13 protein-coding genes are annotated in these 13,629 nt (G+C 69.6%); 6 read left to right on the top strand and 7 right to left on the bottom strand.

The window, feature by feature from the left end:
• Window positions 1–26: 26 nt before the first annotated feature.
• Window positions 27–344, bottom strand: a complete 318-nt coding sequence (locus HRC28_RS04365; protein ID WP_182378959.1) for a WXG100 family type VII secretion target — start codon at window positions 342–344, stop codon at window positions 27–29.
• A 141-nt stretch (window positions 345–485) separates the two neighbouring features.
• A complete protein-coding gene (locus tag HRC28_RS04360) occupies window positions 486–1,910 on the bottom strand; it encodes a hypothetical protein (protein WP_182378958.1) in 1,425 nt (474 codons plus the stop codon).
• Window positions 1,911–2,050: 140 nt separating this feature from the next.
• On the opposite strand from HRC28_RS04360, the gene eccCa reads away from it, so the two are divergent.
• On the top strand, window positions 2,051–6,157 hold the full coding sequence (eccCa, locus tag HRC28_RS04355; protein WP_182378957.1) for a type VII secretion protein EccCa: 4,107 nt from the start codon (window positions 2,051–2,053) through the stop codon (window positions 6,155–6,157).
• Between the two features lie 140 nt (window positions 6,158–6,297).
• On the opposite strand, the gene HRC28_RS04350 is transcribed toward eccCa, so the two are convergent.
• The 4 genes from HRC28_RS04350 to rpmB all read right to left on the bottom strand — a co-directional run bounded on the left by HRC28_RS04350 (window position 6,298) and on the right by rpmB (window position 8,300).
• On the bottom strand, window positions 6,298–7,512 hold the full coding sequence (locus HRC28_RS04350) for a YibE/F family protein (protein ID WP_182378956.1): 1,215 nt from the start codon (window positions 7,510–7,512) through the stop codon (window positions 6,298–6,300).
• A gap of 77 nt (window positions 7,513–7,589) precedes the next feature.
• The gene (gene rpsN / locus HRC28_RS04345) at window positions 7,590–7,895 is read right to left on the bottom strand and encodes a 30S ribosomal protein S14 (RefSeq protein ID WP_182378955.1); all 306 of its coding nucleotides are present in this window, start codon (window positions 7,893–7,895) and stop codon (window positions 7,590–7,592) included.
• Entirely contained in the window at window positions 7,895–8,065 is a 171-nt protein-coding gene (gene rpmG / locus HRC28_RS04340) for a 50S ribosomal protein L33 (protein WP_182378954.1), read from the bottom strand. Before rpmG ends, rpsN begins: the two co-directional genes overlap by 1 nt.
• Before the next feature lies 1 nt (window position 8,066).
• Window positions 8,067–8,300, bottom strand: a complete 234-nt coding sequence (rpmB, locus tag HRC28_RS04335; protein WP_182378953.1) for a 50S ribosomal protein L28 — start codon at window positions 8,298–8,300, stop codon at window positions 8,067–8,069.
• A gap of 124 nt (window positions 8,301–8,424) precedes the next feature.
• On the opposite strand from rpmB, the gene HRC28_RS04330 reads away from it, so the two are divergent.
• The 4 genes from HRC28_RS04330 (at window position 8,425) to HRC28_RS04315 (ending at window position 11,393) form a co-directional block, all read left to right on the top strand.
• On the top strand, window positions 8,425–9,498 hold the full coding sequence (locus tag HRC28_RS04330; RefSeq protein ID WP_182378952.1) for a GTP-binding protein: 1,074 nt from the start codon (window positions 8,425–8,427) through the stop codon (window positions 9,496–9,498).
• The gene (gene rpmF, locus HRC28_RS04325; RefSeq protein WP_182378951.1) at window positions 9,498–9,695 is read left to right on the top strand and encodes a 50S ribosomal protein L32; all 198 of its coding nucleotides are present in this window, start codon (window positions 9,498–9,500) and stop codon (window positions 9,693–9,695) included. Before HRC28_RS04330 ends, rpmF begins: the two co-directional genes overlap by 1 nt.
• Entirely contained in the window at window positions 9,692–9,814 is a 123-nt protein-coding gene (gene ykgO / locus HRC28_RS04320; protein ID WP_182378950.1) for a type B 50S ribosomal protein L36, read from the top strand. The genes rpmF and ykgO overlap by 4 nt, the downstream gene beginning before the upstream one ends.
• Window positions 9,815–9,875: 61 nt before the next feature.
• Window positions 9,876–11,393 carry an FAD-dependent oxidoreductase gene (locus HRC28_RS04315; RefSeq protein WP_182378949.1) on the top strand — a complete coding sequence of 506 codons (1,518 nt, stop codon included), beginning with the start codon at window positions 9,876–9,878 and terminating at the stop codon, window positions 11,391–11,393.
• 15 nt (window positions 11,394–11,408) lie between these two features.
• Here HRC28_RS04315 and HRC28_RS04310 read toward each other — a convergent pair whose 3' ends face one another.
• Window positions 11,409–11,888 carry a MarR family transcriptional regulator gene (locus HRC28_RS04310; RefSeq protein WP_182378948.1) on the bottom strand — a complete coding sequence of 160 codons (480 nt, stop codon included), beginning with the start codon at window positions 11,886–11,888 and terminating at the stop codon, window positions 11,409–11,411.
• Between the two features lie 165 nt (window positions 11,889–12,053).
• On the opposite strand from HRC28_RS04310, the gene HRC28_RS04305 reads away from it, so the two are divergent.
• A complete protein-coding gene (locus tag HRC28_RS04305; RefSeq protein WP_182378947.1) occupies window positions 12,054–13,493 on the top strand; it encodes a glyceraldehyde-3-phosphate dehydrogenase in 1,440 nt (479 codons plus the stop codon).
• Window positions 13,494–13,629 lie beyond the last annotated feature (136 nt).

Here is a 13,629-nt window from a genome sequence, read left to right as displayed (position 1 = left end):
CATATCTCCTTGGTTTCTCGTCCGGCTCAGAGGTTGCCGAGTTTGTTGATGAGGTTGTTCATGCTGCCGCCGGCCTGCTGGTCGACTGCAACGTTGTCCTTCTCGGTCTCGGTCAGCGAGGCGTGGAACTTGTCCAGTGCCGTCGTGACGACCTTGTGCTTCTCGGTCCATGCCTGGTGAAGGACCATGAACGCGCGACCGCCGTCGCCCTCCCACTTGCCCTTCAACGCGCTGATCTGGCCGTCGAGGGTGCTGGAGTGCTTGCCGAACTCATCCTTGGCCTGGATGACTCGATCGGCGATCCGCTTGAGTGCGCCTTCTGCCTGTCCGAACTCGACAGTCATGTCTGTTCTCCCTTGGTCTCTGGTTGCGGCCGGCTCATCTGACTGGCCACTGGTTGCGGTTTACCTCTTTGAACTGGCTCCCGAGTGCTTTCAAAGAGCCGACGCGATGGGTGGTACCCCGGCCACCGACCGGGCTAAACATCAACCCGTCACTTCCCACAGATGACGGAAGAATCCAACGGCCACCACAACGGCCCCGAAAGCGAACGAACCGCACACCGCTTCGGCGACCTCTGCACGTCGCGACCACCAGGCCGAACGCCAGCCTCGACCGACCAGAACCCCCACCAGGACAAGGATTGCGGCCAACGCGATCGCGGCCATCGCCAGGAATCCGGGCAGGCTGGAACCGTCCGACGGCTCCCCCGGACCCATCACTCCGAGCAGGACCAGGGCGACGAGACCGACCGAGATGACCCCGGAAAGTCGCAACAATCTCCGGGCCAGGACGTGGCGGTAACTCCGGGCAGCGAGCAGCAGGGTGCCGCCACCGAAGCCGACCAGGCAGCGTGCGCCGATCCGGTCCAGCGGCAGGTCGGCAGTCCAGAGCACCATCGGAGCGGACACGAGGACCACGACGAGGATCGCCACCGCGGCGGCACTGATCGCGCGCGCTCCGCGGGCAGCGACCACACTCACGGCCTGCTCGGGGACCACGATCCGGCCACGGCGTCCGGTCGGCCGTTCGCGAGCCGACCAGGCCGTCACGGCGAGACGTTCGAGGTCGAGGAGGTACTGGTCCGGTACGTCGATGGCCACCTCGGGCACGAAACGCGCACCCAGCACCGCCAGCAGGAAGAGCACGGCCCACACCACCTGGGGGGCCACATTGGTCAGCGCGCCGACGCCGGCCAGCGCGAACCAGGCGGAGCCCACCAGCATCTGGATCCGGAGGCCGACCTCGGCACTGCTGTCGGGATCCGCCAGCGCCCGGCCGACCGCAGCCGTCACCGCGGCGGCCAACGCCGCGGCACCGAAGACGGTCGGCAGACGCTCGTCGAGGGGATCCCACGCTGCTGCGAAGACGGCAGCAGCGGCAAAGGCCGGGGCCGCCAGCACGCGCTGCGTGGCCAGGGCACCGAACGGCAGGCAGCCGACCAGCGCGGTCAGGAGCAGTACGACGATCGCCGGCAACCGGTCGTCGGGTGCGAGGCGGGTCGTGGACCACGCGGCCGCAACCGCCAGGGCGACAGCGACCGTCAGCCAGGTGCTCGACGCCGTGCCGGGGACCGCTCCGTTCGATCGGGACTCACCCGATCGGACACGTCGAGGCGCTGCCGGGCGGTACGCCGGGTCGACCGCGACCAGCACGGAACCGGCGACCAGTCCCGCAGCACCGACCTCCGTCGCCATCGGGAGCGGCTCACCCGTGCGGCTGACGAACGGCAACGGCACCGCCAGCCCGGTCTCCGCGGCGTAGGCCACGGCCACGTCGGCAAGCGTCGCGTCCGTGGGCACCGTGAGATCGAGGACACCGAGGGGTCCGTGGACCGTCACTGCGGTCACTGTTCCGGCCGCAGGCGGCCGGGACGGCGTACCCGACATCGCGCCTCCCGAGAAATCCATAGTCGTCACCGCGGTTCACGGCCCCGTCCGCAGGGTAGTCGTACGTTTCGTGCTTCCACAGACCTCTCTCTACCCACTGACGCCGCCGCCTATCATCGGGGCCGTCGCATGATCGGGCGTCGACGACAGGGGAGCACCGAATGACCGTGACACCGGATACGGCCCAGGGCCGGAGGGTGCGCACGGCTGCGCCTGGAAGCCTGACCCAGCGCGCGGGGCGCAGCGAGCGACCCGAACTGCCGAGCGGACAGCTGCAGATCCAGCCGCCGCCGCAGATCCAGCCGAGCGAAGGCGCCGCCGGGGTCGCGATGAACGCGATCCCGATGCTGGGCAGCCTCGGGTCGATCGTCCTGGTCGCCGGCCTCAGCACGGGCAGTGGGCAGAATCCTGCGCTGCGCTACATCGCCGGCGGCATGTTCCTGTTCGCGACGCTCGGCTTCATCATCGTGCAGATCGACCGGCAGCGTAAGCAACGCCAGCAGCAGGTCACGGGCTCGCGCACCGAGTACCTCCGCTACCTCGCGACCGTCCGCGGCGTCGCCCGCGACGCGGCCGACCAGCAGCGCCGGGCGCTGACCTGGATCCACCCCGACCCGTCAGCGCTGCCCGCCCTCGCCGAGGACCGCTCGCGAGTGTGGGAGCGGTCCTCAGCCGATCCCGCCTTCCTGCAGGTGCGGTACGGCGTCTGCGCGCAACCCCTCGCCCTCGAACTCGTGCCCCCGGAGGGCGCACCGATCGACGACGTCGACCCGGCGTCGGCCTCCGCGTTGCACCGGCTCCTCGTGGTCCACCGGCTGCAGCCCGACCTGCCCGCGTCGATCGATCTGCGGGCGTTCGACCGGATCGAGATCTGCGGCGCCGAGGAGGAAGCGCGCTCGCTCGCACGCACCCTGCTCTGCTCGGCCACCACCTTCCAGTCACCGGAGAACCTGCAGGTCGCCGTACTCGCGACCGAGGCGACGCTGGCCAATTGGGACTGGGTGAAGTGGCTCCCCCATGCCCACAGCCAGCACCAGACCGACGCAGTCGGCCCGGCCCGGATGGTCACCACGTCGCTGACCGACCTGGTGGCGATGCTCCCGCCGGACCTCACCGAACGCCCGCGCTTCGGTGCGGACGAGCGGCCCGCGAGCCCGCACATCCTGCTGATCACCGATGGTGCCGAACTGCCGCCCGGCAACCACGTCATTCCGCCCGACGGCCTGCACGGCGTCACCGTGCTGGACCTGCCCGCCCGGTGGGGCGAGCTCGACAGCGCGACCGCGCTGCGGCTCGAGATCGAAGAAGCGCCGATCCGGCCGCGTGGAATGGGCGGCAGGTCCGCGCACGATGACGGGACGAACACGGTGCCCCTGGTCGCCGTACGACTCCGGACGGAGCCGGTGCGCGCCAAGGGCGACCAGTGCAGCCTGGCGACCGCCGAGGCCCTGGCCCGTCGCCTGACGCCGCTGTTCACCCCGAGCGCGGGCTCCTCGGTCGGCGACGACGCCGTCGACATCACGGCACCGACCGACTTCATGGACCTGCTCGGCCTCGGCGACGTCCGGACCTTCGACCCGGATGCCGCCTGGCGGTCCCGCCCTGCGCGCGACCGACTGCGGGTGCCGATCGGTGTCGGCGACGGCGCCGCGCCCGTGCACCTCGACATCAAGGAATCCGCCCAGCAGGGCATGGGTCCGCACGGTCTGGTGATCGGTGCGACCGGTTCCGGCAAGTCGGAGTTCCTGCGGACGCTGGTGCTCGGCCTGGCGATGACCCACTCCCCCGAACAGCTCAACATGGTGCTGGTCGACTTCAAGGGTGGCGCGACCTTCGCGGGCATGTCCGAGATGCCGCACGTCTCGGCCGTCATCACGAACCTCTCGCAGGAACTCACCCTCGTCGACCGTATGCAGGACGCCCTGTCCGGCGAGATGGTCCGCCGCCAGGAACTGCTGCGTGAGGCCGGCAACTTCGCCTCGATCCGCGACTACGAGAAGGCCCGTCTGTCGGGCGATCCGGCCGGTGCCGCGCTGCCGCCGCTGCCCTCGCTCTTCGTCGTCGTCGACGAGTTCTCCGAAATGCTGTCCGCCAAGCCGGAGTTCATCGACCTCTTCGTCGCCATCGGTCGACTCGGCCGATCGCTGGGCCTGCACCTGCTGCTCGCCTCGCAGCGCCTCGAGGAGGGCCGGCTGCGCGGACTGGAGTCGCACCTGTCGTACCGGATCGGCCTGCGGACGTTCAGCGCCCAGGAGTCGCGCGCCGTGCTCGGCGTGCCCGACGCCTACGAACTGCCGGCCGTCCCCGGCCTCGGTTACCTGAAGCCCGACCCGACCTCGCTGACGCGCTTCAAGTCGGCGTACGTCTCGGGTCCGCCAGAGGCCGGGCGACGCCGCGTCACGCGCGACAGCGGTGGCAAGGTGCGCGGCATCCTGCCGTTCACGATCTCCGAGGTGCAGGCCTTCGACCTGCCCGAGACCGACTCCGAGCCGGACGTCGCACCCGCCGCTGCGGCAGAGGACAGCAGCATCACGTTGCTCGACGTCGCCGTACAGAAGATGGAAGGGCGTGGCCTCGCGGCCCACCAGGTCTGGCTGCCGCCGCTCGACGAACCCGACACGCTCGACCATTTGATGGCCGACCTCGCACCCCACCCCGACCTCGGCCTGGTGTCGATGCGCTGGCGCAACGTCGGCAACCTGACCATCCCGCTCGGCACCGTCGACCGACCGCGCGAACAACGCCGCGACACCCTGACCGTCAGCCTCAGCGGCGCCGCCGGACACGTGGCCGTCGTCGGCGGACCGCGCAGCGGCAAGAGCACTTTGCTGCGCACCATCGTGACCAGCCTCGCGATGACCACGACGCCGCTCGAGACGCAGTTCTACGTCCTGGACTTCGGTGGCGGCACCTTCTCGCCGCTCGCCGCGCTGCCGCACGTCGCTGGCGTCGGCAGCCGCTCGGAGCCCGAGGTCGTGCGCCGGATCCTCGCCGAGGTCAAGGGCATCGTCGACCGTCGCGAGAAGTACTTCCGCAGCCAGGGCATCGACTCCATCGAGACCTATCGCAGCCGCCGGGGCCAGGGTCGTGCCGACGACGGGTACGGCGACGTCTTCCTCGTCATCGACGGCTGGGGCACGCTGCGCTCGGAGTTCGACGACCTCGAACTGGAGATCCAGCAACTCGCCGGACGCGGCCTCACCTTCGGCCTGCACGTCGTGACCTCCTCGACCCGCTGGCCGGACTTCCGCGCAGCAATGCGCGACGTCCTCGGCACCCGTCTCGAACTGCGTCTCGGTGACCCGATCGACTCGGAGATCGACCGCAAGGTCGCAGCGCTGGTCCCGATGAACCGGCCCGGTCGCGGCCTGGTGCCGGGCAAGCTGCACTTCCTGTCCGCACTGCCGCGGATCGACAGCGACCCGTCCGCCGGGACGCTGGGCGACGGCGTCGACGCGCTCATCTCCGCTGTGGCCAAGAACTGGCGTGGCCCGACCGGCCCCAAGCTCCGGCTGCTGCCCGACCGGATCAGCCTCGACGAGGTCCGGGCACTCACCGCGACGCCGCCCGCACGGCAGTTGCTGCTCGCGATCAACGAGAAGGAACTGGCCCCGGTCGGACTCGACGTCGACGCCGAGCCGCACCTGCTGCTCTTCGGCGACGGCAAGTCGGGCAAGTCCAACCTGCTCCGCACGTACTGCCAGGAAATCATGCGCACGCGCACGCCTGCCGAGGCGCAGATCGTCGTCGTGGACTACCGGCGCTCACTGCTCGGAGAAGTCCCCGAGGAGTACCTGCTGAACTACCTCACCTCGGCCACACAGGCACAGCCCGCGTTGAACGACCTGGCGACGTACCTCCAGAACCGGATCCCCGGACCGGACGTCACGCCCGAGCAGCTGCGCAACCGCTCGTGGTGGTCCGGCGCCGAGGTGTTCGTGGTGGTCGACGACTACGACCTGGTTGCGACCCAGCAGAGCTCACCGGTCGCCCTGCTCCAGCCGCTGCTGGCCCAGGCCCGCGACGTCGGCCTGCACGTGGCCATCGCCCGCCGCTCCGGTGGAGCGTCGCGTGCGCTGTACGAACCGGTGATCCAGTCGCTGCGTGACCTCGCCATGCCCGGCATCCTGCTCGCGGGCAACCGCGACGAGGGCGTCCTGCTCGGCAACGTGCGCCCCGGACCCGCTCAACCCGGCCGTGGTCGCCTGATCACCCGCGACCGTGGCACCGAAACCGTTCAACTCGCCTGGACGGACCCCAGCGTCTGACGAAGTGCGTGGGTTTCTGCCACGAAGTGCGTGGGTTTCTTGGTCGAGGTGCGGAAGTTTCTGCCAGCACGGTGAGAAACCGACGCACCTCGACGCAGAAACCAACGCACCTCGACCAAGAAACCCACGCACCTCGTGCATCAATCAGGGCGGGCGGGTGAGGCGACGAGAGTCGCCAGGCCGGTCGTGATGGGTACGGCGAGCACGAGGCCGACCGAGGTGACCAGGGTCCGGATGACCTCTTCGGCGAGCTGTTCGGTCGAGAGCAGGTCGATCAGGGGCCGGTCGTAGACCCGCAGCAGCATCAGCAGGATGAGCGCCGTGCCGACGTAGGCGAACACGATCGTGTAGATCGTCGACGCGATGTGGTCGCGGCCGATGCGCATGGCGCTGGCGAAGACCTCCCCGCGAGACGCGTGGGGGGAGACGGAACGCAGTTCCCAGACGGCCGAGGCCTGGGTGATCGTGACGTCGTTGAGGACACCGAGGCCGGCGATCACGAGGGCACAACCCAGCAGGGCCTGGAAGTCGAGGGCGCCGAAGGTCGAGAGGATGGCGCCGCTCTCGTCGCTGATGCCGGTCAGGTGCGCGTCGCCGATCGCGATCACGCCGATCCCGGCGGTGAGCACGATCCCGACCAGGGTCCCGGCGAGCGCCGTACTCGTGCGCAGCGAGAACCCGTGGGTCGTGTAGAGGACGACGAACATGATCGCCGCAGCGCTGGTGAGCGCAACGCCGACGCCCGGTGAGCCGTCGAGCAGCGCCGGCAGCATCCACCACCACACCACCAGACCGCCGAATGCGAGGCCGAAGATCGCGAAGACCCCGCGCCAGCGCGCGATCGAGACGACCACGACGACGAAGAACAGGGTGAGCCAGATCAGGGTCCCGTTGCGTTCCGTCGCGAAGTAGGAGTACGACGCCTCCTCGCCGTTCTCGGCCTCGGGGGTCGGCGTGCGCAGCAGTTCGACGTGGTCGCCCTTGCCGATGCCGGAGTCGAGCACCTCCGGTGGCACCTGTACGGCGACCGGTTTGTCCTCGCCCTCGACCTGGACCTGGAGTTCGCTGCACCCCGACCCGTCCGGCAGGCCCAGGCCCGGGCAGGGCTCGCTGACCGACACGATCTCGCCGCTGGGGAAGGTCACGCCCGGAGCAGCGAACTGGCCGGCGGCTCCCCCGGACTCGGCCGCGCGTTCGGCGACGTCACTCGGCGGCCACCACACGACCAGGGCGATGAGCGTGGCGAACAGGGAGATCCCGAGTCCGGCGAGCAACACGGTCCGGGCCGTCGTACCGACGCTGACGGGGTCGGCGTCGCTGTCACTGGTGGCGCGATGGCTGTGTCCGGCACCCACGGGCGCTCCTTCTGCTCGGGACGTCGGGCGAACTGGTCGCCGGAGCGACCAGTTCGCCCGACGTTAGCCGGAACAGTTCACCAACTCGACTTCGTGATCCCGGGCAGCTCGCCGCGGTGGGCCATTTCACGAAACCGGATCCGGGAGAGCCCGGCCTTGCGCAGGTGGCCCCGCGGACGACCGTCGACCTGGTCGCGGTTGCGCAGGCGCACCGGCGAGGCGTCGCGGGGCAGCCGGGCCAGGGCCCGCACAGCCTCCTCCAGTTCGCGCGACCCGGGCGCCGCCCGCCGTACCTGCTCCTTCAGCTCGGCCCGGCGGGCGGCGTACTTCTCGACGACGGACCGACGTCGTCGGTCGGCGACGATCTTGCTCTGCTTGGCCATCAGCGCTCCTCACGGAAGTCGACGTGGCGCCGTACGACCGGGTCGTACTTGCGGATCGTCATCCGGTCGGGGTCGTTGCGACGGTTCTTGCGGGTCACGTACGTGTAGCCCGTGCCCGCGGTGGAGCGCAGCTTCACGATCGGTCGCACGTCGGATCCCTTGTTCGCCATCTCAGATCTCCCCTCGTGCGCGCAGGTCAGTAACGACCGCTTCGATTCCGCGCTGGTCGATGGTCTTGATGCCGCGAGCACTGACCCGCAGCGTGAGATGCCGTCCGAGCGAGGGCACCCAGTAGCGCTTGCGCTGGATGTTGGGGTCGAAGCGCCGTCGGGTACGGCGGTGCGAGTGGGACACGTTGTTGCCGAACGCCGGTCGGGCGCCGGTCACCTGGCACACCTGGGACATCGCTGTTCCTCCTTCGTGAGGTGTGGCATGATTGAGAACGATTCTCATTCTAACCACGGAGGAAAGACATGAAGCAGGGCATCCACCCGGACCACGGACGGACCAGCACCGGAGCGCAGCAGTCATGAGGGTGCCCGTCGTCCTGATCTCCGGGGTCAACCCCGACGCCATGGCGTCGACCATGGTGGGACTCCAGTTCGACCTGCCCGGCGCGGTCGCCGTACGCCACGCCATCGACGTCGAGCGCGGCCTGTTGACCCGGACCGTCAGCGACCTGACCGGGGTCGTGGAGACCCACGAGACCCTGCTCGAGCACGCCTGCGTCAGCTGCGCCATCCGCGAGGACATCGTGCCGACACTGGAGCGACTGGCTCGCGACGGTCGCTGGCAGAGCATCGTGGCCCATCTCCCCGTCGGCGCCGAAGCCGCACACCTGTGCTCGGTGCTGACCTGGGACACCCGACTGGCCCGCTTCCTGCGGATCTCCGCGGTCGTCACGGCCGTGGGCTCGATCGACCCGGTGCACGACCTGCTCGGCGACGACCTGCTCGCCGATCGCGGGCACCACTGCTCGCACGACGATCGTCGAGGCGTGGGCGAAGTGCTCGCCGCGATGGTGGAGTACGCCGACGTGGTGACCTTCAACGATGCCCGGGACCAGGTGGACCCGGTGGCGCGTGGCCTCGTCACTGCCCTCGCGCGACCGGATGTGGCCATCACCGAAGGGGGCCACGGACTCGAGGGCGCCACCCTGACCGGGCGCCTGCACCAGCACACGCGCACCGATGCGTGGACCTCACCCACCCGTGTCGACGCCCTGCCCGACCTCCGGACCGAGGGCATCTGGCGGCTCGACCTCCAGTCGCTGCACGCCTTCCACCCCGAGCGCCTCCTGGAGTCGCTGGAGTTGCTCGGCGCGGGCGCGCATCGCTCCCGCGGCTGCTTCTGGCTGCCCACCCGACCCGGACGGGCACTGACGTGGGACGGCGCCGGGGGCCAGGTCAGCATCGGCGACCACGCAGGCTGGGCACTCCGGAGCCCGTTCACCCGGCTCGTCATCACGGGCGTGGGCGCCGCCCCCGCCTCGTTGCGCACGTCGTTCGACGACCTGCTGGTGCGACCGGGCGAGAGCGGCACGTGGTCGGTGAGCGAGGACGGGTTCGAGCCGTGGCTCGGCCCGATCAGGGAGGTGGCGTGATGGCAGTCCCGAAGCGTCGTACGTCCCGAAGCAACAGCCGGCACCGCCGTTCGCAATGGAAGGCGACTGCCCCCGACCTCGTGCCCGTCACGATCGAAGGCGTCCTGCACCGTGTCCCCCGCCGACTGGTGGGCGCCGTGATGGACGGCCTCGTCGACCCACGCACCGGCCGCCCGACCCGAAGGGGGACCCGATGAAGGTCCGCAACTCGCTCCGCTCACTCAAGGCCAAGCCCGGCGCCCAGGTGGTGCGCCGACGCGGCCGGACCTACGTGATCAACAAGCAGAACCCTCGCTTCAAGGGCCGCCAGGGCTGAGGTTTGCTACTGACCGGATGGAACCCACCCGGTCACAACTAGAACACGTTATCGTTTCGCCATGGACCTGCAGCAGGAGTACGACGTCGTGGTGGTCGGTTCGGGCGGAGGCGCCCTGACCGGTGCCGCCCTCGCAGCCAAGGCCGGACTGAGCACCCTGGTGCTGGAGCGGACACCGCTCATCGGCGGCACGTCGGCGTACTCGGGCGGCGCCTGCTGGCTGCCCGGCACCGAGGTCCAGCAGCGTGCCGGGCTGCCCGACTCGACCGAGGGTGCGCGCACCTACCTCGCCGCCGTCCTCAAGGAGGCGGACCAGGAGCGGGTCGAGGCACTCCTCACGCAGGCGCCGAAGCTGGTCGCGGCGCTCGAGGCCGACGACCTGATGGACTTCGAGTGGATCCCGTTCTCGGAGTACTACGACGCCCCGGGCCGGGTCCCGATGGGTCGCTCCATCCAGCCCGCCACCATCAAGCGGGCCGACCTCGACCCCGCCGTCGGCGAACTCCTGCGCCCGCCGGTCGAGCGCGACCGCGTGGGCGGCCCGGGACGGTCCACGCTCTCCGGCGGCCAGGCGCTGATCGGCCGGCTCGCGGCCATCGTGCTGCGCGACGGCGGCACCATCGCGACCGAACACCACGTCATCGGCTTGCGCCGCAACGAGGAAGGCCGCGCGACGACGGTCATCGCGGACGGCCCCGACGGCCCCGTGGAGATCACCGCACGACGTGGCGTCCTGATCGCCGCGGGCGGCTTCGAGGGCAGCGCCGAACGGCGGGCAGAGCACGGCACTCCTGGTCGCGCCGAGTGGACGATGGCGCCGCAGGGCACCAACACCGGCGAGATCATCGACGCTGCAGCGGCCATCGGTGGCGCCACCGACTGGTCCGGCGAGGGCTGGTTCTGCCCGGGCCTGTTGCAGCCCGACGGCAGCGGCGCCTTCACGCTCGGCTTCCGCGGCGGCCTGATGGTCGACCAGACCGCCCGGCGCTACGGCAACGAGTGCCTTCCCTACGACCAGTTCGGACGGGTCATGGCCGGCTCCGAGGACCGCACCCCGTCGTGGTTCGTCTTCGACTCCCGTGAGGGTGGCGCGCTGCCCGCGATCGCGATCCCCGAGGGTGACCGCGCCGAGCACCTCGCCACCGGCACCTGGGTGCAGGCGGACTCCCTCGAGGAGCTCGCCGCTGCCGCCGGCCTCGACCCCGCCGTCCTCACCCAGACCGTCGAGCGCTTCAACGGCTTCACGACGACGGGCATCGACGAGGACTTCGGTCGCGGCCAGGACGAGTACGACACGTTCTTCTCGAGCGCCGGCAAGCCCAACAAGGCGCTCGTCCCGATCGACCAGACGCCGTACTTCGCCGCGAAGTTCGTGCTTTCCGACCTCGGCACCAAGGGCGGGCTCGTCACCGACGCGTCGGCCCGCGTCCTCGACGAAGCCGGCGCACCGATCCCCGGCCTGTACGCCGCCAGCAACTCGACCGCCTCGGTGTTCGGCTCCGCCTACCCCGGGCCCGGCGCACCGCTCGGCGCTGCGATGGCGTTCGCCTCGCTCGCCGTGGAAGACATGCTGCGCTGATCCCCGCTGGGGTAGCTAGTCAGTGGTGAGGCGGGCCAGCACCGTCGTGGCGTACGTCGTCAGTGCGGCCACCTGCTCGCGGTCCATGCCGTCGAAGAACAGTTCGCGCACCAGTTCCACGTGACCGGGGGCGGCTGCGGCGATCGCGGCCATGCCCTGCTCGGTCAGGTCCACGAAGGCTCCCCGACGGTCGTCGGCGCAGTGTCGTCGTACGACGAGGCCGCGCGCCTCCATCCGGGTGATCTGCTTGGAGACACGGCTCTTCTCCCACTGGAGGCGTTCGCCGAGTTCGAACATCCGCAGCGAGCAGTCGTCGACGCCCTCGTCAGTCAGCTGGTCGGTCAGCGCCACGAGGATCTCGTAGTCGGCGATGGAGAGGCCGTTGGCGGCCTGGAGTTCACGGTTGAGTCGCGCGCTGAGTTGCGAGTTCAGGTCGACCCAGGCCCGCCAGGCCTGCTGCTCCTCGGCGTCGAGCCATCGCGTCGTCGTACTCATCCTTCGATGGTAACCAAAGATGTTGACACATCCACGACTTCCGCCGTGCTCGTCAGCGGGTGGGATTGGTCACCTTCCCCGTCCCAGCGAACGGCTCGATTACCCCCGGCCCCCGCTTCCCGGCCTACGATCGAGCGATTTTGTTGATGGACCGAAGGGGAAGCCGTGAGCGTCACCGAGGACAAGTTCGACCGCTGGAAGCACCACGAGGAGCTCGCCGAGGCGGCGATCCCGATCATCGGCAAGCTGCAGCGCGAGAAGGACGTCACGATCCTTCTGCACAGCCGCTCGCTGGTGAACAAGTCGGCGGTCAGCATTCTCAAGACCCACCGCTTCGCCCGGATGATCGAGGGCGAGGAGCTGTCGATCTCCGAGACGTTCCCGTTCCTCGAGGCGATCGCGGCGCTCGACCTCGGCGCCGCGAAGATCGACCTCGCGCTCCTGCTCGGCAGCTACAAGGCGTCCAACACCAACCTGAGCCCGGCGGAGTTCACCGCCCTGGCCCTGTCCGACGCGACCGGCGACAACAAGACGAGTGCCGCCGGCCCGCAGGACATCGTCCTCTACGGCTTCGGCCGGATCGGCCGTCTGGTCGCCCGCCTCCTCGTCGAGAAGTCCGGCTCCGGCAACGGCCTGCGCCTGCGCGCCATCGTCGTCCGCAAGGGCGGCGAGGGTGACCTCGCCAAGCGCGCGTCGCTGCTGCGTCGCGACTCGGTGCACGGCCAGTTCAACGGCACGATCACCGTCGATGAGGAGAACAACCTCATCATCGCCAACGGCAACGTCATCAAGGTCATCTACAGCAACGACCCCACGACGATCGACTACACCGACTACGGCATCAGCGACGCCATCCTGATCGACAACACCGGCAAGTGGCGCGACCGCGAGGGCCTCTCCAACCACCTGCGCCCCGGCATCGCGAAGGTCCTGCTGACCGCGCCCGGCAAGGGTGACGTGCCCAACATCGTGCACGGCGTGAACCACCTCGAGACCGACCTGGACGAGAAGATCCTGTCCTGCGCGTCGTGTACGACGAACGCGATCGTCCCGCCGCTCAAGGCGATGGAGGACGAGTTCGGCATCAGCCGCGGTCACGTGGAGACGGTGCACTCGTTCACCAACGACCAGAACCTGCTGGACAACTACCACCCGGCCGACCGCCGCGGTCGCTCCGCGCCGCTCAACCTGGTCATCACCGAGACCGGCGCCGCCTCGGCCGTCGCGAAGGTGCTCCCGGACCTGAACGCCAAGATCACCGGCAACTCGATCCGGGTCCCCACCCCCGACGTGTCGATCGCGATCCTCTCGCTGCAGCTCAAGCGCGAGACCACCCGCGAAGAGGTGCTCGAGCACCTGCGCAAGACGTCCCTCACCGGGCCGCTGAGCCGCCAGCTCGACTACACGACCGCCAGCGACGCGGTGTCCACCGACTTCATCGGCTCGCGCGCGTCCTCGGTGATCGACGGCAACGCCGCGATCGTCGACGGCGACTCCGCGATCCTCTACGTCTGGTACGACAACGAGTTCGGCTACTCCTGCCAGGTGCTGCGCACCGTCCAGTACGTCTCGGGCGTCGAGTACCCGACGCTTCCGCGCGTCTGATCTCGACAGGCTCGATCAACGGGAGACATCTCCCACGCTGAGCGCCCGTGTGCGCCGGTTCCGAGCAGCCCTTGCGGCGTGCGTGGGACCGGCGCACACTGCAATTGAGGGGGCCATCGGGGGTCCCTCAAAGGGG

The organism is Nocardioides sp. WS12, assembly GCF_014108865.1.
Classification (GTDB): Bacteria; Actinomycetota; Actinomycetes; order Propionibacteriales; family Nocardioidaceae; genus Nocardioides.
Note: the sequence above shows the minus strand (reverse complement) of the source record. Positions and strands in the feature narration are given on the sequence as shown.